19 protein-coding genes are annotated in these 18,936 nt (G+C 61.6%); 8 read left to right on the plus strand and 11 right to left on the minus strand.

All coding sequences use genetic code 11. From position 1 onward, the window contains the following. The first annotated feature begins 69 nt into the window (after positions 1-69). The 5 genes from colR (at position 70) to TK06_RS33150 (ending at position 3,748) form a co-directional block, all read left to right on the plus strand. Complete coding sequence (gene colR / locus TK06_RS27940; RefSeq protein ID WP_025215158.1) at positions 70-753, plus strand: two-component system response regulator ColR; 684 nt, start codon at positions 70-72, stop codon at positions 751-753. After that, on the plus strand, positions 743-2,020 hold the full coding sequence (locus TK06_RS27945) for a sensor histidine kinase (protein ID WP_063324665.1): 1,278 nt from the start codon (positions 743-745) through the stop codon (positions 2,018-2,020). The genes colR and TK06_RS27945 overlap by 11 nt, the downstream gene beginning before the upstream one ends. Positions 2,021-2,134: 114 nt before the next feature. Beyond that, positions 2,135-2,803, plus strand: coding sequence for a class I SAM-dependent methyltransferase (locus TK06_RS27950; protein WP_063324666.1), 669 nt, complete (start codon positions 2,135-2,137; stop codon positions 2,801-2,803). Between the two features lie 4 nt (positions 2,804-2,807). Further along, positions 2,808-3,518 carry a lipopolysaccharide kinase InaA family protein gene (locus TK06_RS27955; protein ID WP_063324667.1) on the plus strand — a complete coding sequence of 237 codons (711 nt, stop codon included), beginning with the start codon at positions 2,808-2,810 and terminating at the stop codon, positions 3,516-3,518. Positions 3,519-3,520: 2 nt separating this feature from the next. Next, on the plus strand, positions 3,521-3,748 hold the full coding sequence (locus TK06_RS33150; protein ID WP_063324668.1) for a hypothetical protein: 228 nt from the start codon (positions 3,521-3,523) through the stop codon (positions 3,746-3,748). A gap of 224 nt (positions 3,749-3,972) precedes the next feature. Here the strand turns inward: TK06_RS33150 and TK06_RS27965 are convergent, their stop codons facing one another. The 11 genes from TK06_RS27965 to TK06_RS28015 all read right to left on the minus strand — a co-directional run bounded on the left by TK06_RS27965 (position 3,973) and on the right by TK06_RS28015 (position 16,502). Next, positions 3,973-6,999 (minus strand): multidrug efflux RND transporter permease subunit, encoded by a 3,027-nt coding sequence (locus TK06_RS27965; protein ID WP_063324669.1) that lies wholly within the window; start codon positions 6,997-6,999, stop codon positions 3,973-3,975. A gap of 13 nt (positions 7,000-7,012) precedes the next feature. Then, complete coding sequence (locus TK06_RS27970; protein WP_063324670.1) at positions 7,013-8,161, minus strand: efflux RND transporter periplasmic adaptor subunit; 1,149 nt, start codon at positions 8,159-8,161, stop codon at positions 7,013-7,015. 155 nt (positions 8,162-8,316) lie between these two features. Then, entirely contained in the window at positions 8,317-9,414 is a 1,098-nt protein-coding gene (locus TK06_RS27975) for a DUF1513 domain-containing protein (protein ID WP_063324671.1), read from the minus strand. Positions 9,415-9,416: 2 nt separating this feature from the next. Continuing rightward, on the minus strand, positions 9,417-10,481 hold the full coding sequence (locus TK06_RS27980; RefSeq protein ID WP_003204891.1) for an imelysin family protein: 1,065 nt from the start codon (positions 10,479-10,481) through the stop codon (positions 9,417-9,419). A gap of 28 nt (positions 10,482-10,509) precedes the next feature. Next, a complete protein-coding gene (locus TK06_RS27985; protein WP_063324672.1) occupies positions 10,510-11,937 on the minus strand; it encodes a di-heme oxidoredictase family protein in 1,428 nt (475 codons plus the stop codon). 283 nt (positions 11,938-12,220) lie between these two features. Beyond that, entirely contained in the window at positions 12,221-13,561 is a 1,341-nt protein-coding gene (locus TK06_RS27990) for a sensor histidine kinase (RefSeq protein WP_063324673.1), read from the minus strand. Between the two features lie 66 nt (positions 13,562-13,627). Beyond that, positions 13,628-14,065: a Spy/CpxP family protein refolding chaperone gene (locus TK06_RS27995; RefSeq protein ID WP_063324674.1), complete on the minus strand. Its 438-nt coding sequence runs from the start codon at positions 14,063-14,065 to the stop codon at positions 13,628-13,630. Positions 14,066-14,401: 336 nt separating this feature from the next. After that, a complete protein-coding gene (locus TK06_RS28000; RefSeq protein WP_063324675.1) occupies positions 14,402-15,079 on the minus strand; it encodes a response regulator transcription factor in 678 nt (225 codons plus the stop codon). A gap of 7 nt (positions 15,080-15,086) precedes the next feature. After that, positions 15,087-15,497 (minus strand): hypothetical protein, encoded by a 411-nt coding sequence (locus tag TK06_RS28005; protein ID WP_063324676.1) that lies wholly within the window; start codon positions 15,495-15,497, stop codon positions 15,087-15,089. Between the two features lie 107 nt (positions 15,498-15,604). Then, positions 15,605-15,904, minus strand: coding sequence for a YciI family protein (locus TK06_RS28010; RefSeq protein WP_057452480.1), 300 nt, complete (start codon positions 15,902-15,904; stop codon positions 15,605-15,607). Between the two features lies 1 nt (position 15,905). Further along, a complete protein-coding gene (locus TK06_RS28015; protein ID WP_063324677.1) occupies positions 15,906-16,502 on the minus strand; it encodes a septation protein A in 597 nt (198 codons plus the stop codon). 87 nt (positions 16,503-16,589) lie between these two features. On the opposite strand from TK06_RS28015, the gene TK06_RS28020 reads away from it, so the two are divergent. The 3 genes from TK06_RS28020 (at position 16,590) to TK06_RS28030 (ending at position 18,927) form a co-directional block, all read left to right on the plus strand. Further along, the gene (locus TK06_RS28020; protein ID WP_060740970.1) at positions 16,590-17,453 is read left to right on the plus strand and encodes a PHP domain-containing protein; all 864 of its coding nucleotides are present in this window, start codon (positions 16,590-16,592) and stop codon (positions 17,451-17,453) included. A 13-nt stretch (positions 17,454-17,466) separates the two neighbouring features. Further along, positions 17,467-18,096: an L-threonylcarbamoyladenylate synthase gene (locus tag TK06_RS28025; protein ID WP_063325238.1), complete on the plus strand. Its 630-nt coding sequence runs from the start codon at positions 17,467-17,469 to the stop codon at positions 18,094-18,096. 132 nt (positions 18,097-18,228) lie between these two features. Beyond that, positions 18,229-18,927, plus strand: coding sequence for a segregation and condensation protein A (locus tag TK06_RS28030; protein WP_165826070.1), 699 nt, complete (start codon positions 18,229-18,231; stop codon positions 18,925-18,927). Positions 18,928-18,936 lie beyond the last annotated feature (9 nt).

Here is an 18,936-nt window from a genome sequence, read left to right on the forward strand (position 1 = left end):
CCGTCAGCCAAACTTGGCCGTAAGCTGCGCGGGCCAAGATGGCCGTTAACTGTGTACGCAGAGGTGCCCATGCGAATTCTATTGGTCGAAGACAACCGCGATATCCTGGCCAATCTGGCCGATTACCTGGGGCTCAAGGGTTACACCGTCGATTGTGCCCAGGACGGTTTGTCGGGGTTGCACCTGGCCGCGACCGAACACTACGACCTGATCGTGCTCGACATCATGCTGCCGGGCATCGACGGCTACACCTTGTGCAAGCGCCTGCGCGAAGACGCCCGACGCGATACACCGGTGATCATGCTCACCGCCCGGGATCAGTTGGACGATCGTTTGCAGGGCTTCAAGTCCGGGGCCGATGACTACCTGATCAAACCGTTTGCCCTGTCGGAACTGGCCGCACGGATCGAAGCTGTCATGCGTCGGGCCCAGGGCGGTGGCCGCCGTGCCTTGCAGGTTGGCGACCTGAGCTACGACCTCGACACCCTGGAAGTGACCCGTGAAGGCAAGCTGCTCAAGCTCAACCCCGTAGGCCTCAAGCTGCTGGCGGTACTGATGCAGAAAAGCCCCCACGTGCTGCGCCGCGAAATCCTCGAAGAAGCCTTGTGGGGCGATGACTGCCCGGACAGCGACAGCCTGCGCAGCCACGTTCATCAACTGCGCCAGGTGATCGACAAACCGTTCGACAAACCGTTGTTGCACACCGTACATGGCGTCGGCTATCGCTTGGCCGAGGGCCGCGATGGAGTTTAAGCAGAGCCTCGCCCAACGGATCATCATCGCCTTTGCGCTGATGAGCGCACTGGTGGCAGGCGCTTTCGCCATGGGCATCGTGGCGACGGTCCACCTGGTGGAAGAGAAGCTGATTTCCGCCGGGCTTGGCGGTGATTTGCAACGCCTGCTGTTGATGGACAGTGTCTCGGACTGGAACCATCGGCCGGAACCCGACCAGTTGTTTTATTTCAGCGGCGGCCCGGGGGACTTCGAGTTGCCCAAGGATCTGCGCCATCTGGAGCGCGGTTTCCACGAGGTGTTTCGCGAGCAGTTGTCCTATCACGCCATGGTAGAGATCGTTGATGGGCGGCACTACGTGTTGCTGCAGGACCAGAGCGATTTCGAAGAGCGCGAACGGGTGCTGTTCGCCGTGGTGCTGGTGGGTTTCGTGCTCAGCCTGGCACTGGCGGTATTTTTGGGCTGGGTCTTGGCACGCCGGGTAATGGCGCCCGTGGTTCGCCTGGCCCGGCAAGTGCGTCATCGCGACCAACTGCTGGGACTCGCGCCGCCGCTGGCCCCGGATTATGCCGCCGATGAGGTGGGTGAACTGGCGGTGGCGTTCGATGCCACATTGGGGCGTTTACGCCAGGCCTTGACCCGCGAGCGGTTGTTTACCAGCGACGTGAGCCACGAGTTGCGCACCCCGTTGATGGTCCTGGCGACCTCTTGTGAGTTGCTGTTGGAAAACCCGGCGCTGGACCCGCGCGGTCGTACCCAGGTCGAGCGCATCAATCGGGCCAGTGAAGAGATGCGCGAGCTGGTGCAGACCTTCCTGATGCTCGCCAGGGCCGAGCGTGAAGACAACGGCATGTCGCCTCGACTGACCTTGGGGCAGGTGGCCGAGAACCTCCTTGGCGTGTGGCGTGCCCCCATCGAATCCAAAGGTCTGACGCTGATCTTCGAACCTGGGCAACCCGTCGACACCCTGTATAACGCCACGTTCCTGACGGCCGTGATGGGCAATCTATTGCGTAACGCCCTGCACTACACTGACCAGGGTTTTATCCGCCTTTCGCTGACCACCACCGGATTCGTGGTCGAGGACAGCGGCGTGGGGATTCCAGAGGAGAAGCGCGAGGCGATGTTCGAGCCGTTCGTGCGCGGAAACGAAAAACGCGGTGAGGGATTGGGATTGGGCTTGTCGCTGGTGCAGCGCATCTGCGAGAACCAGGCTTGGACAGTCAGCCTCAGTACGATGGAGCCCAATGGTTGCCACTTCGAGGTGGAATTGAATCCAGAGGGCTAAACCTCCATGCCGAAAAGTCTTGTAAACATTGGAGCGTTTACCTGACTTTATTTTCACAAAGGCATGACATTCCGATCCATAAGGTGGGGCCGATCAGTCATCGAGACCCGCCTAATGTCCAAACCCATCAAGCTGGAATTTTCTGAAAAATACGACGAGCAGCACGCCAGGGAATATTTTCATAAGCACCGCCGTGGCTTGAGTCGCCGTCTTTCCAATCAGCGAGATCAACAACTGGCCCGGCGTGCATTGGCCCTCGTCGGAGACCCCGGCCTGGTCCTGGACCTGCCCTGCGGTGCCGGGCGCTTCTGGTCTTTGTTAGCCGAAAAGCCGAATCGAGTCATCATCGGCGCGGACAATTCCGAGGCCATGCTCAAGACCGCAATGGAGGCTCAACCGACCGATGTGGTGAAACGGGTACAACCCTTGCACACTTCTGCGTTCGACATCGCGTTGCCTGATAACGCCGTCGATAGCATTTTTTGCATGCGTCTGTTGCACCACATCGGTGAACCCGCGCACCGACTGGCGATTCTGAAGGAATTCGAGCGTGTCAGCCGCGACAGCGTGATCGTTTCATTGTGGGTTGATGGCAATTTCAAGGCCTGGAAACGCAAGCGTCTGGAGCGCACTCGTGCGCAGAAAAACTACCAGAATCGATTTGTGTTACCGACAGATACAGTAGAAGAAGAGTTTCGGCAGTCTGGGTTTCGCATTCAGGAACGGCTGGATTTCCTACCGCTCTATGCCATGTGGCGAGTTTATGTATTACGCAAGAGGTAAGGGCATGGGTGTACAGGCAGCAGAACCATCAATGTTTCTTCTCGACGACTTTGAACATTTCTGGAGTCAGCAGGGTGATTGGGTGGAAGAACCTAATGTACGTCGCGGCGGTGAAAGCGGCGTGCAGCGGATCAAGAGCAAGGATGGCAAGCTGCTTTATGCCAAGCGTCAGACCGGACATATTTATCGCAGCTGGCTGCACCCATTCGGTAGACCGACCGTGCTGCGCGAGCAAGACGCACTCCTGGCGTTGACCCGACTGGATGTTCGCGTCCCTCAGCTCATTTTCTGTGGCGCCCAATGGGACCCGGTTCACCAGTGGCGTGCGCTGCTGGTAACCCAGGCGCTGGAAGGTTTTGAAGAGATCGAGCACTGGTATGCCGGGGGTGGCCGCGAGCGCCATGGCGAAGCCGTGCATGATCAAATCCTCCTGGCACTGGCTGAAAACCTGGCTCGCATGCACAAGGGCCGTTGGCAACATGGCTGTATCTACATCAAGCATGTCTTTGTGCGTGTGAGCGGGGAGGGCGAGGCGGCCAAGGCCGAAGTGGCTTTGCTCGATTTTGAAAAGTGTCGCCAGCGTCTGACCGCCCAACGTGCGGCATCCCATGACCTGAAGCAGCTGCGGCGCCACTCGTCGTTCAGCGAGGTTGACTGGAAAAAACTGGTCTATTTTTACGAGGCGGCGTTTGGCAGCGCTATCAAAGGTTTATAGCGATGAAACTAGAAATTGCTAGAGGTTTGTTTTTAGTCGGAGCCCTGGCAGTTGCGTCGATGGCGTTGGCTGTCTGGGAACAGCCTCGTTCGCAGATCCTCAGTGCGTCCAGTGCGGGTGCGTATTGTCCGCTGCCGCGTGTGGCAAAGACGAGTGAGGCGATCCGACCGGACGATGATCTGTTGCTGTTCATGTTCAGCCTGTCCCAAGGGATGAGGCCGCAGAGTTGAACATCACGAAGCCCAAAAGGCCTCGCTTGTGCGAGGCCTTTTTTTTCCTGCCGCAATCTCCAGTCGAGCACTGAAACCTGTGGCGAGGGAGCTTGCTCCCGCTGGACCGTGAAGCGGTCCCAATCGATTGCTCAGGTAGCCTTGGTGCATTGACGACTGCTTCGCAGCCGAGCGGGAGCAAGCTCCCTCGCCACAAAAAAACTCCTGTTCCCTTCTGGCCGCCTTCAGGGTTTATCGGGCTTGGCCAGCAGCGTGTAGACGCAAGGCAACACGAACAGCGTGAACAAGGTGCCAATCGACATCCCGGTGGCGATCACCGTGCCAATGTCGAAGCGGCTCACCGCCCCGGCGCCTGTGGCGAAGATGAGCGGCACCATGCCGAACACCATCGCAGCGGTGGTCATCAGCACCGGCCGCAGACGAATCGATGCGGCTTGTTCCACGGCTTCCCGCGGTGTCAGGTTCTGTTCCCTGCGCAGCTGGTTGGCGAATTCGACAATCAGGATCCCATGCTTGCTGATCAGGCCAATCAACGTCACCAGCCCCACCTGGGTATAGATGTTCATGCTCGACCAGCCGAGGAACAACGGAATCAAGGCGCCGCAAATAGACAACGGCACGGTCACCAGGATCACCAGCGGGTCCCGGAAACTCTCGAACTGCGCGGCCAGCACCAGGAAGATAATCGCCAGGGCCAGGGCAAAGGTCACCCACAACGCGCTGCCTTCCTGTACGAATTGGCGTGAAGCCCCGGCGTAATCGAAGGCGAACCCCGCTGGGGCTTCCTCCCGGGCGATCTGGCGGACGGTCTCGATCGCCTCGCCCATGCTTACGACGGGAAAGCCTGAAATGGTCACCGCATTGAGCTGCTGGAACTGGTTCAGCTGTCGCGGTCGCGCCCGGTCGCTGACCTTGATAAGGGTCGACAGCGGGAGTGATTCACCCTTGGCATTTTTCACGTAGTAGTTGTTCAACCAGTCCGGGTTGTCCCGGAAGGGGCGTTCGACCTGGGCAATGACCTTATAGCTGCGCCCCTCGAGGGTGAAGCGGTTGATCTCGGCTTCACCCAGCAGTGTCGCCAGGGTACCGCCCAGATCCTGCATCGAGACGCCCATCTGGGCGGCCTTGGCGCGATCGATATCCACCACGACTTCGGGTTTGTCGAACGCCAGGTCAATGTCCATGAAGGCGAACTTGCCGGATTCCAACGCGCGCTTTTTGACACGCTCGGCAATCTCCAGCAGCGTCGCATAATCCTTCGGCGAGTTGATGACGAACGCAAATGGCAAGCCTTCGCCAGTGCCCGGCAGTGAGGGCAGGTTGAAACCGAAGATCTGCAAACCAGGCACGCTTTCGAGCTTGGCCTGGACCTCTGGCAGGATTTCCATCTGGGTGCGGCTGCGTTCGTTCCAGGGCTTGAGCAGGAAGCCGCCGATGCCCGACTGTACGCCGTTGTAGCCGTTGATCTGGAACGAGGAGTAGTACTCCGGGAACTCCTTGAAGATGGTAATGAAGTGATCGGTGTAGGTGTTCAGGTAGTCGAGGTTGGTTGGCTGCGGGGCGTTGGCCATCATGAAGATGATGCCCTGGTCCTCGTCGGGGGCCAGTTCGGACTTGGTGAACATGATCAGCACCGGGATCAGCAGCAGTACGATCACGGCGAATACCAGTACCACCGGCCGGGTGTTGAGCGTGCCGTGAAGCATGCGCTGGTAACGGCTCTTCAGACGCTCGAAAACCATGTCCAGCCGATGGGCCAGCCCCGAGGGGTTCTCATCGTGGCGCAGGAGCATGGCGCACATCATCGGTGACAAGGTCAGGGCGACGATGCCGGAGATCACCACCGCCCCGGCCAGGGTCAATGCGAACTCCTTGAACAAAGCGCCCGTCAGGCCCTGCAGCAGGCCGATCGGCGCGTACACCGCCGCCAGGGTGATGGTCATCGAGACCACCGGCATGGCGATTTCCCGGGCACCTTCTATCGCGGCGTCGAATGGTGTCTTGCCTTCCTCGATGTGCCGGTGAATGTTCTCCACCACCACGATGGCGTCGTCCACTACCAGGCCGATGGCGAGCACCATGGCCAGCAGGGTCAGGAGGTTCATCGAGTAGCCCATCAACTGCATGAAGAACATCACGCCGATCATCGACAGCGGGATGGTCACCACCGGGATGACCACCGAACGCAGGGCACCGAGGAACAGGAACACGACGACGATGACGATCAGCACCGCCTCGAACAGGGTTTTCACCACTTCGTCGATCGAGGCCTGGATGAACAGGGTGGCGTCGTAGGCAATCTCGGCCTTGAGGTTGGCCGGGAGCTGGGCCTCCATGTCCGGCATGATCTTGCGTACTTCCTTGATCACATCCAGCGGGTTCGCACCGGGTGTGGCCTTGATCCCTATGTACACCGAGGGTGTGCCACCAAAGGAACTGATGGTGTCGTAGTTCTCGGCGCCCATTTCCACGCGGGCGACGTCTCGCAGCAACACCCGGCTGTCGCCGTCGGTCTTGAGCGGGATCGCGGCGAAGGCCTCGGCGGACTTGAGTTCGGTGTTGGCGTTGATGCTGGTGACGATGTATTCGCCTTTCACTTCACCGGCGGCGGAGAGGAAGTTGTGCTGGCGCACGGCATTGGTTACGTCGGCGGCAGTCAGGCCGAAGCCGGCGAGCTTGACCGGGTCCAGCCACAGGCGCATGGCGAAGACCTGGTTGCCGAGGATCTCCGCCTCGGCCATGCCGGGCAATGTCGCCAGCTTGGGCTGGATCACCCGTGACAGGTAGTCGGTGATCTGCGGGTTGTTCAGTTCCTTGCTGAAGAAGCTGATGTACATCAGTGCCGAGGCATCGGCGGCCTCGCGGCTGAGGACCGGGTCCTCGGCATCCTGGGGCAACTGGTTCTTGACCTCGTTGGCCTTGGCCAGCAGTTCGGTAAAGAGCCGGTCGCTGTTGGAGCCGATGCGGGCATAGACCGAAATCACCGAGAAGTTCTGGCGACTGACCGAGGTCATGTAGTCGATGCCCTCGGCACTGGCCAGGCTCTGTTGCATCGGTTGGGTGATGTAGCCCTGGATGGTCTCGGCGTTGGCCCCGGGGTAGGCGGTGGTCACCGTGATCAGGGCGTTTTCCATTTGTGGATACTGACGCAGGGGCAGCTTGCTCCAGGCCTGGAAACCCAGGAGCACGATCAACAGGCTGACCACGGTGGCGAGCACCGGACGGCGGATGAACGGATCGGTAAAAGCCATGGGGGTTCCTTGATCAGTCCGCGCGCGGCGGGCTGTTCTGTTCGGTCAGGGTCTTGTCGTCGCTGACGGCGATCGGCGTACCGTTATCGAGCTTGATCTGGCCGGCGATCACGACTTGGTCGCCGCTCTGCACACCTTTGGTAACCAGCACCTGCCCGTCGCGTCGCTCGCCGGTTTCAACGAAACGCCGTTCAGCGATCAGGACCGGCTGGCCCTTGTCGTCTTTCTCGACTGTGCCGTCGGCGGCTTTCTTTTGCGCCACCACGTACATGGAGTTGCCGTAGAGGGTGTAGGTCACGGCGCTTTCCGGCACGACGATTCCGGCGGCCACGTCCGGCAGGATCACCTGCAGGTTGGCGAACATACCGGGCAGCAGCTTGCCGTCGGGGTTGGCCAGGGTGGCGCGCACCAGGACGTTGCGGGTGCTGTCCTCGACCTTGGGGTTGATCGCGCTGATGGTGCCGACGAAGGTCTGCCCGGGATAGGCCGAGACGCTGACGTTGACCGGTTGGGCGACCGCGAGCCTGGGCACGGTTTGCTCAGGTACGTAGAAGTCCACATAAAGGCTGCTGAGATCCTGCAGGGTAGCGATCACCGTGCCGCTGGCCAGGTAGTCGCCGACGTCCACCTGGCGAATGCCGATGGTGCCGCTGAATGGCGCCAGAATCTGTTTTTTGGCCAGCGAAGCCTTGAGCTGGTTGACCGTGGCCTGGTTCTTCTTCAGTTGTGCCGAGAGCCGGTCGAATTCGCCCTTGGAGATCGCCTGGCTGCCCACCAGCTGTCGGCCGCGACCGAAATCCAGTTGCGCCAGGCCAAGGTCGGCCTCGGCGGTTTCCAGCAGGGCGCTTTCGACTTCACTATCCAGTTGCAGGAGCGGCTGGCCCGCCTTGACCTTCTGCCCGGACTGGAACTGCACCTTCTGCACGGTCCCGGCGATTTCCAGGCTCAGGTCCACGCCTTGCAGGGCCTTGAGGCTACCGACGGTGGGCAGGCGTGCCTGCCAGGGCTGCTCGATGGCCTTGGCCACGGCCACGCTGACGGGTGGTTTCGGTGCAGAAAACATCTGGATCTGCTGGTAGATGGAGAAGGCCTTGTAGCCGGCGAGCAACAGCACCACCAGCAGGACAACACCCAACATGATCAGCATGCGGCGTCGCAGCATGTTCCACTTCCTTGGAAAAGAGCTGAGAGAAAATACAGATAGGCGGGCACATTACCCTGAGTGTGCGGGCTATTCCAGATGCTGGCGGGCTGGAGGTGCGTGGGATTTTTCCGAAAAATCAGGGAGCTCGGCGCCGATGGGCTTCGCTCCCTGGCTCAGGCCAGATGCAAATGGTTGTCCCAGAGCCCTGCCGGCAGATCCAGTGGCTTTGCAACCAGTTGTGTCTGCCGGCAATCGTAATAACGGCAACGCCCTTGTCCCGACGTCACGACGAAACCGTCGGCCACCGCACCCACACCGGCACAGTCCGGTAAAGGTGCATCCAGGCGCACTTCACCGCTGTCCAGGTCCCAGATGAAAAAGCGGTTGCCACGGGGAGCGGTCAGGGCCACCAGGCGCAGGTCGCTGTGCACGGCGACGCTGGCGGTGTAGTGCCCCATGGCCTGCAATTGTTCCTCAGGCAGGGGAAACGCCTGGAACGGCTGGCCCGGCCGCTTGATCGCGAGCAGTTCCGACGACTCGTGGGCTGCGCCCATGAACTGCTGGCCGGAGACGATGGTGCCGTCACTGGCGATGCCGAGGTGGCGCACGCTGTTCATCGATTGGGCGAGGGTTTCCTTGCTCAGCAGGGTGCCATCGCGTTGCATCAGCACCAGGCTCGGCTCCATGGCGTCGAGGTTCATTTCGACCCGGCTTTCGGCCTCGGTGCGAATGCCGCCATTGGCCACCACCAGGGTTTCGCCGTCAGGCATCCATGAGACCTGGTGCGGACCGATGCCATGGGTGGATATCTCGCCGCTGTGCACCAGCCGCTCGCCTTCGAAACGGTAAACGCCCAACAGGCCGCGTCCCGGGTCGGTGGTGTCGTTCTCGGTGGCGTACAGCCATTCGCCGCTGTTATGGATGACCGCGTGGCCGTAGAAATGCCGGTTCGGCAACGAGGCGATGGTTTGCAGCAGCGCCCCGTCGCGCAGGTCGATCAAGTAGCTTTCGGTGCCGGGGCGACGGGCGACGAACAGCGCAATCGGCTGTGTCGGATGATTGATGATGTCATGGCAGCGTTGGCCGACCTGGGTGGCGAACACCCGGGTGCCGTCCAGTCGATAGCCGACGGCGTAGTGCTTGCCGTCGCCATCGTCCCGTGCCGAAAGCAAGAGTGGGTGCTTGTCCTTTTGCTTGAACAGCGTCCAGCCGCCCAGGGTGACGGCACCGAGCAGCAAGCTGCCCAGTGCCAGGACCTGACGTCGAAACATGATCAGTCACCATCGTTGGCATTGAAGCCCAGTTGAATGCCCAGCGCCTTGGCCAGTTCGCCTTCGTGCAGGCGATGGACGACGTTGAGGCTGTCATACAAATCGTTGAGTTGCTGGCGCCCGGCATCGTCGTTGAGCATTTCAGTCAGCGAACGCTGGCTGCTGGCGAACAACTTCAAGGAGGCATCGTAGGCTGCGTCGATCTTGTCCGCCAACGGTTTCTGGTCGCTGGGCAGCAGGCCGCGCAGACCCTTGTTGTCCACGCCGGCCCAGACAGTCCTGGCCGCGCTCAGGCTGGCCTCCAGGCCTTGCAGCGACGACTGGCTGCGCCAGGCATCGGCCTGGAACGGTTGCGGCACACCCTTGCTCTGGCGGCCCATCGGCGTGCCGAGTTTTTTCTTCAGGGTGTCGAGGGCGGTGACCTGGACCCGCAGCAGGTCAGCGATGGCTTCGTGGGAATCGGCGTAGCGCTGGTTGGGGAATTTGCTCATCTGGGCGAGCATGCCGTCGTTGGTGTTCCAGCGCGACAGGATCTCTTCGGCCAGTTGTTTCTGGCGTTCGCCAATGGCGGTGAGCAGCGGGCAATACTTGGCTTTTTGCGCACTGTCGGCCATGTCGATCTTGGCGTCGAACAGCAGGTATTCATAGGCCGAGAGGCCCTGGACCACGACGCTGGACTTGGCCAGGCCGGCGGCGTCGATCTGTGGCTCGCTGTTGACCAATTGCTCGACCTGACGGCCCACCAGGTTTTTCTTGTCCGGCCAGAACTGCACCTGCCAGGCGCGGTTGCCCTCGGCCAGCGGACCGATCAACAGCGGTTGCAATTCGGCCCAGGCTTTTTGTGCCTTGAGGAAATCGGCGCGGGCGGTTTCCAGGTTTTCCTTGCCTTGGCAGAAAGCCAGGGCGCTGGTCGCCAGTTGCCGGTCGGCGTCGACCCAGCGGCTATAGGTCGGCAGGATCACTTGCTTGGCGATGGCGGCCGAGGTTACGGCTTGTGGATCCTGGGGCGAGCAGGCACCGAGGGCGATGGCGGCGAGGCTGGTGAACAACAGCTTGGGACGGAACATGTCGTGCTCCCACTTCTGGAAAAGGCATTTAAAGGGAATTCAGGAAGGCCAGCAACGCAGTGCGCTGCTCGGCATTGAACGCTAAAACCTGACGCTGCGCCGCTTGTGCTTCGCCGCCATGCCACAGCACGGCTTCGAGCAGGTTGCGGGCCCGGCCGTCATGCAGGAACTGGGTGTGGCCGTTGACGGTTTCGGTCAGGCCGATGCCCCACAGCGGCGGGGTTCGCCAGTCACGGCCGCTGGCCTTGAATTCGCTGCGGTTGTCCGCCAGGCCTTCGCCCATGTCGTGCAACAGCAGGTCGGTGTAAGGGCGGATGACCTGGTTCGCCAACTCCGGTTCGGCGGCGTTGGCGGAGGTGGTGTATTTCGGGGTGTGGCAGGACTGGCAACCGGCCTGGAAGAACAGATTCTTGCCCGCCAGCACCTGGGGTGAATTCACCTCGCGCCGGGCCGGTACGGCGAGGTTGCGGCTATAGAACAGCACCAGTCGCAGGATGTTGTCGCTGACTTCCGGTTCGCCATCGGGGCCGTTGCCGCTGGGCGCACGCTTGCAGTCGGCCTGGGTCTGGGTGCAGTCGTCGAAGGGTCGCAGGCTTGTCGTCAGGCCCATGTCGCCGGAGAACGCGTGGACGTTCTGCTGGTTGAGGTTGGGCTGTCCGGCCTTCCAGCCGAACCTTCCCAGGACGGTTTTTTGCTGGGCATCGTCCCAGACCTCGTTGGGACGCCCGGCGATGCCGTTTTTCTCCCGGGCCTGGGCTTCGGCGTTTGCGAGGATGGCTTCGTCGGGGATCGCCTCAAGCAGTCCCAGGCCGATCATCGGCGGGGCGACGCGGGCGGAAAAACGCGTGTCCGGGTGCATCGGCCCATAGGCCAGTTGGGTAATCTGCAGGTCCGGCTTGCGTAGTTCCACCACGGTGCCGTCCTTGAAACGCACGGGGACCGGCGTGTAATCGACCCGCACCTTGCCTTCGGGGGCGACGCCGGGCACGGACATGTCCTGTAATTGCCCGCCGTAAACCGGTTCCGGCACGACGCCCAATTGTTCGATGACCTTGGCGTATGGCGGTGTGTCGGGGATCGACAGGCGTACCAGCATCGATACCGCGGTGGTCGCGTCCGGCGCAGGTGGGTGGCCGCGGCCGTCCTTGATGTGGCAGTTCTGGCAGGCGTTGGTGTTGAACAAGGGCCCGAGGCCGTCGCGAGCGGTGGTGGTCGAGGGGGCGATCACCCAGGGGCTGCGGAAGAAACTGTTGCCGACGCTGAAATCCACGCGCCGTGAGGGCGGCAGGTTGGCCGAGGGCAGGGAAAAGGCGTTCTGGTCCGTCTTGCGTACTGTCGCGGCGCCACCGGAACGGGCTTCACCCGGCTCGGCCTGGGTAAAGCGCGGGGCATCATCGCAGGCGCTCAGGCCCAGGGCCATGAACAGCGCACATAAACGAAGAGGCAACGACGGCATCGGGCGTCCTGGGAGATGAGTGAAAACGAGGGCGCAAAGTCTAACAGGGCGGGGCTGTTTGAATAAGAGGAATTATCGTTTGGTTGAGGGGGTCGCGCTTGCCTGGCGGCAACACTGCTCACTCAGGCTTGCTCGATTCCCTGTGGCGAGGGAGCTTGCTCCCGCTCGGTTGCGCAGCAACCGCAAAATCTTGGGGCCGCTTCGCAGCCCAGCGGGAGCAAGCTCCCTCGCCACAGGGTGCAGCGTTGCCCTGGAGTCAACGGATCAACTGTTCATTTGCAGGTTACGGCTGGACGACCGCCCCCGGCACCAACGGCAACTCCAGCGTCGCGATGAACCCGCCGCCAGGATGATTGCCCAGCACCAGCGTGCCGCCGTGGCGTTCGGCGGCACGGCGCGCGATGGCCAGGCCCAGGCCATGGCCGGCGGCGGTCTGGCCGGGCGCGCGGTAGAACGGCTCGCCCAATTGTCCCAGGTGTTCGGCATCCACGCCTGGCCCGTGGTCGCGCACGCTGATCAGGATCCGTTCACCCTGGCGCATCGCGTGCATCTCGATCGATTGCCCGGCCGGATTGAAGCGCTGGGCGTTGCGCAGCAGGTTGTCCACTGCTCGCTCGATCATGGTCGGCCAGCCCTTGAGGGTCAGGTCCGCCTCGGTTTCGAGCTGCACGGTTTGTTCCGGTGAGGCCAGTTGCGCATCTTTTTGCAGGGTGACCAGCAAACCGTTGAGTTCCACCTCTTCGGCGCTGGCGTTGTCGGCATCGACCCGGGCCAACACCAGGATTTCACTGATCAGCGCTTCCAGGCGATCGCATTCGCGGGTCAGGCGTGGCCAGAGCCTTTCACGCTCCTCGGGGCTGGCCCGTTCAGCCAAGGCCAAGGCAATGCGCAGCCGGGCCAGGGGCGAGCGCAGTTCGTGGGACACGTCGCGCAGCAGTTGTCGCTGGCTGGTGATCAAGCTTTGCAGGCGCGCACCCATGCGGTTGAAGTCAGTGGCCAGTACGCCGAACTCATCTCGCCGGTTGGCCAGCTTGGCGAGGCTGTTCTGCTGATAGGCGGCCTGGCCCAAGTCATGCACCGCGCCACGCAGGCGACTCAGCGGGCGAGTGATGGAAAGCGTCACCAACAGGCTGAACAAGGTCAGCACCACCAGCGCGATCCCCAGCGCACTGAGGGGCCAGAGCAGGCTGTCGCGGTGCCAGGCGTCCAGTTCGGGATGGGGGATGCGGTAGATGAACAGATACGTGTCGCCGGTTTTGGCGCTGGTGAATTCGTCGGTCAGTCGCCGCCAGGGTAGGCGTCGCTCGTTGTTGTTCTGCCGAGCCTCGAAGGCCGCGGCGCGATGTGGGAAGGTGCCGCGCACCACCGGGTCGCCGCTTTCATTGAACACTTGGACGTCGATGTGATACTGACGCTTGCGCTGTTGCAGGATGTCCTGCGCGGCGTCCTCGCCCTGGCTTTCGTAGGTTTGTGTCCACTCTTCGGGCAGGGTGTTGAGACCCGGATGGCGGCTGAGGATCCAGGCGTCCTGATTGAGCATGTGGCCCATCAGGAGCGAAAGTCCTGCAACCAGAGCGATGGCCAGCCAGAAACTGGCCAGGATGCGCCAGAACAATGAACGCACGGTAAATCCTCGAAAACAAAGAAAGCCCAACGGCGACTTGCCGTTGGGCTGGGGGGCTTCAGTGCATTATTGCGCTTTTTGCGGCTGTTGCGCTTTCCAGGCCTTGAACTCAGCCCACTCGGCGCGACGCTCGGCCTGTTTCTTCTGGATCGCGTCGAACTCTTTCTGCTGCTCAGGCTTCAACAGCCCGCGGATCTGGGCATCGATCTTCTGATGCCGGGCGTCCATTTCGTCTTGCATGGCTTTCTGGTCGGCTGGCGACAGCTTGGCCAGGTACTTGTCTACCAGTTCGCGTTGTTCGTGGCGCTGTTCGCCCATGATCCGGCGAATTTGCTGGCGCTGTTCGCGGCTCAGGTCCAGATCGCTGAAGGGACCTTTGTCATGCATCATGCCGCCGTGGCGCGGGCCATCCATCGGACCCATCGGGCCGGCGTCTCCAGGCATGGCCATGGCGACGGTCGGCAGGGCAGCAGCGAACATCAGAGCGATAAGGGTCTTGCGCATGGTGTGTCTCCTTGTCTCATTCCCGGTCAGTTCCGGATGAGTGCAGATTACGGAGATCAAGGTCAGCGGCGGTCAGGGGTGGGTAAAGCTTGGGTAAAGAGGTTTTGGTACGGACCTGACAAACAGCCTGCACAAAACCCCGTGGGGCATGCAATGGGAAGGAGGAGGGCTCTTGGTTCATTGTGGCGAGGGAGCTTGCTCCCGCTCGGTTGCGCAGCAACCGCAAAATCTTGGGGCCGCTTCGCAGCCCAGCGGGAGCAAGCTCCCTCGCCACAAAAGCCTCCAGGGGCTGTAATAGCAATTACAGTCTCTAGGGCGTAATAGCAGCCACAACCTTTAGAGGCTGTAGTAATAGCCACGGCTACGCAGCGCTACGATGCGCGGGCGGCCGTCGGGGTGGGGACCGATCTTCTTGCGCAGGTTGCTCACGTGCATATCGAGGCTGCGGTCGTACAGGGTCAGCTTGCGGCCCAGGGCGATCTGCGCCAGTTCCTGCTTGTCCAGCGGCTCGCCTGGCTGCTTGAGCAACGCTTCGAGCAGGCGGCTTTCGGAAATGGTGAGGGCCTGTTCCTGTTCATCGATGCTGACCACGCCACGCACCGGGCTGAAAGTCAGGTCACCCAGTTCGATCTGGGTGGACACGGCCGTCGGGTGGCTGCGCCGTAGCACGGCGCGCAGGCGGGCGGTCAGTTCGCGTGGGTCGCAGGGCTTGGCCAGGTAATCATCGGCGCCCAGTTCCAGGCCGAGGATACGGTCCAGCGGTTCACCCCGGGCCGACAGCATCAGCACCGGCAGCTCCGGGTGATCGCTGCGCAATTGCTTGAGCAGTTCCAGGCCACTGCCGTCGGGCAGCATCACGTCCAGTACCACGGCTGCCGGGGCGGTTTCGGCCAGGGCCTTGCGGGCACTTTGGCCATCGTGACAGGCCCGGACCTGAAAACCTTCCTGGCTCAACCAGCTAACGAGGAGCTCGCACAGCTCCTGGTCATCGTCTATCAGTAACAGCTCGCTCATGACTCACTCAATTTAGCCATTGCCGACGTTGTCTACGTCCACCGCTGGCAAAGATACCGCACAGCAGGGCCAATAGCGCTACCCCGGCACCGATGACAAACCATTGCTGTTGATCGGTCAACAGGCGTGGCAGGGGGCTGGCCTGGGCTTCCTTGAGTTGCAGCTTCAGGCGCTGGTTCTCCTGGCGCAACCGGGCCAGCAATGCGCTCTCGCGTTCGCTGTCAGCGTTTTGCAACTGCTTGCTCAGTTCTTCGCGCTGGCGTTCGCTGTCTTTCAAGCGTTGCTGCAGTTCGGCGATCTGGCTGCCGGCACTCAGGGACAAAGGCGTCGAATGACTGCCCTCGGTGTTCTCCTCGCCATGGGCGGGTGCCCCGATCGCCAACGTGACCAATAACAGGCACAACGGACCTTTGCGCATTGCAACTCCTGAATTCCAATCGAGATTAGACAGGTTGTCGGCAGGCAAACGAGAACAATGAGCAATTGAACGCAATGAGCCGCGAAGGCTCATCGCGCCAGGGGCATTTACGGCATGACTTGCTTGAATGGCTTGACCACGACATTGGCATAGACGCCGGCCGCAACGAACGGATCGGCCTCGGCCCATTGCTGCGCAGCGGACAGCGAGTCGAATTCGACCACCATCAGGCTGCCACTGAAGCCCGCGGCGCCCGGGTCATTGCTGTCCACCGCCGGATGCGGTCCAGCCAGCACTACGCGGCCTTCGTCCTGGAGTTTTTGCAGGCGCTCCAGGTGCGCGGGACGAGCGGCCTGGCGTTTTTCCAGGGAGTTGGCGACGTCGGTAGCAATGATTGCGTAGAGCATGTCAGTCCTCGGTTTTTGGCGTAGTGGGGTCGGCATCATGCAGATGACGGGACAGGTAGATACCCTGGCCAATCAGGAACAACAGCGTCAAGCCCAGGCTACCGAAGACCTTGAAGTCGACCCAGTAGTCCTGGAACGTGAACGCAACAAACAGGTTGGCGGCGCCGCAGAACAGGAAGAACGCGATCCAGGCGATGTTCAGCCGGGTCCAGATCAGTTCTGGCAGGTTGATGGCATGGCCCATGATGCGCTTGATCAGCAAGCGGTCACCGACAAAGTGGCTGCCGATGAAGGCGAGGGCGAACAACCAGTTGACCACCGGGGCCTTCCATTTGAGGAAGGTTTCGCTGTGGAACGCCAGGGTCAGGCTGCCGAACACGAGGCAGGCGATCAGGGTCAGCCACTGGCTCTTCTCCAGCTTGCGCTGGGACACGAACAATGCGCCGTAGACCACCAGGGAACTGATGATCAGCACTGCGGTGGCGCTGTAAATACCGCCTACAGTCAAGGAATGACCGGCGAAGTCGACGGCCCGGGGATCAAGTTTGTAGACGATGAAAAACAGCAGGAGCGGGATGAAGTCGATGAATTGTTTCACAGTGGCAGCCAGAAGCAGGATGTGGCGGCATAATAACAAACATCCTTGGCCGCGATAGGGCCAGCTGATTTGAGGTAACAAACTCTCGTGAATGTTGATTTGCACTGCCATAGCACGGCCTCCGATGGCGCCCTGGCGCCTGCGGTTCTGGTGGCGCGGGCGTTCGAGCACGGCGTGCGAGTCCTGGCCCTGACCGATCACGACACCCTCGAAGGCCTCGACGAGGCCCGCAGCGCCGCCACGGCACTGGGCATGCAACTGGTCAATGGGGTCGAGTTGTCCTGTACCTGGGGCGGGGCGACCATCCATGTGCTGGGCTATGGTTTCGATGTGAATGCGCCCGCGTTGGTCCAGGCCATCGCGCAGTTGCGCGACGGGCGCTGGCTGCGTTCCGAAGAGATCAGCCGCAAGCTGGCCCTCAAGGGCATGCCCGGTGCGCTGGACGGCGCCCGGCAGATCCAGCAGGAACTGGGCGACAGCGGCAACGCACCGGCCCGGCCACACTTTGCCGACTGGATGGTGCGCGAGGGGTTCGTCAAGGACCGCGCCGAAGCGTTCCGCAAATGGCTGGGGGCCGGCAAGCTGGGGGATGTCAAGCAGCACTGGCCGACGCTGGAAGAAACCGTCCAGACCCTGCGGGCCGCTGGCGCCTGGGTCAGCCTGGCACATCCATGGCATTATGATTTCACTCGCAGCAAGCGCCGTCGCCTGGTCGCCGACTATATTCAAGCGGGGGGCCATGCCATTGAGGTGGTCAACGGCCATCAGCCTGCCGAGCAGGTCGGCAGCCTGGCGATCCTGGCCCGTGAGTTCGGCCTGCTGGTCACCGCCGGCAGTGATTTCCATGGCCCTGGGGGCTGGTCCGAGATTGGCGAATACCGCCCGTTGCCGGAAGATCTGCCACCACTATGGTGTAGATTCAAACATGATCCCGTTACCGCCGCCGTCTGAACAGGTAGAACACGTGAGTCAATTTTTCCAGATTCATCCGGAAAACCCGCAAGCGCGCCTGATCAAACAGGCCGTGGAGATTATTCGTAGCGGTGGCGTGGTGGTCTATCCCACCGACTCGTCCTATGCCATCGGTTGCCAGATCGGCGACAAGAATGCCGTGGAGCGTGTCAGACGCCTGCGTCAACTGGATGACAAGCACAACTTCGCGCTCATCTGCAGCGACCTGTCGCAGTTGGGCCTGTTCGCCAAGATCGACACCGGCACCTTCCGCCTGCTCAAGGCGCATTTGCCGGGGCCATACACCTTTATTCTCAATGCTACGCGGGAAGTCCCGCGGCTGTTGCTGCACCCGAAAAAGCGCACCATCGGCCTGCGGGTGCCAAGCCATCCCATTGCCCTGGCGCTGCTGGCGGAACTGGGTGAGCCGCTGATGAGCGTGACGCTGATCATGCCCGGCGAGACCGATCCATTGACCGATCCCTATGAGATGCGCCAGATCCTCGAGCATCAGGTGGACCTGATCATCGACGGCGGTTTCGGCGGCATGTCGGCGTCCACGGTGATCAACCTGGCCGATGGCGAGCCCCAGGTGGTGCGCGTCGGTTGTGGCGATCCGACGCCGTTCATGGTCGAGGCCTGAATGTCCGCCGTGGAAACCGCCGTGGAGCGTACAGACAGCCAGGCCGGCGCGCAGCAGGAGCTGCCGTTCGCCATGGTCTATGGCCAGGCGGTCATGGAAATGCCCCTGGACCTGTACATTCCGCCGGATGCGCTGGAAGTGTTCCTCGAAGCCTTCGAGGGCCCGCTTGACTTGCTGCTGTACCTGATTCGCAAACAGAACATCAACATCCTCGACATCCCCGTGGCGGAAATCACCCGCCAGTACATGGGCTACGTCGAGTTGATGCAGTCGGTGCGCCTGGAACTGGCGGCCGAGTACCTGGTGATGGCCGCCATGCTGGCCGAGATCAAGTCGCGGATGCTGCTGCCGCGCTCGGCTGAGGTCGAAGCGGAAGAGGACGACCCGCGGGCCGAACTGATCCGTCGTTTGCAGGAGTACGAACGCTTCAAGGTCGCAGCCGAAGGCCTCGATGGTTTGAACCGGGTCGGGCGCGATGTGGTGGTGCCCAAACTCGATGCCCCCGAGGCGCGGGCGCGCAAGTTGCTGCCGGATGTGAGCCTGGAAGAGTTGCTGATGTCCATGGCTGAGGTCCTGCGCCGGGGCGATATGTTTGAAAGTCATCAGGTCAGCCGCGAAGCGCTGTCCACCCGCGAGCGCATGAGCGATGTGCTGGAGCGGCTCAAGGGCGGCGGTTTTGTGCCGTTCGTCGAGCTGTTCACCGCCGAGGAAGGGCGCCTGGGGGTCGTTGTGACGTTTATGGCGGTCTTGGAATTGGTCAAGGAATCCTTGGTCGAGCTGGTACAGAATGAGCCGTTCGCAGCGATCCATGTGCGGGCACGAGCCGAATAACGAGCAAAT

The organism is Pseudomonas fluorescens (assembly GCF_001623525.1).
Taxonomy (GTDB): Bacteria; Pseudomonadota; Gammaproteobacteria; order Pseudomonadales; family Pseudomonadaceae; genus Aquipseudomonas; species Aquipseudomonas fluorescens_Q.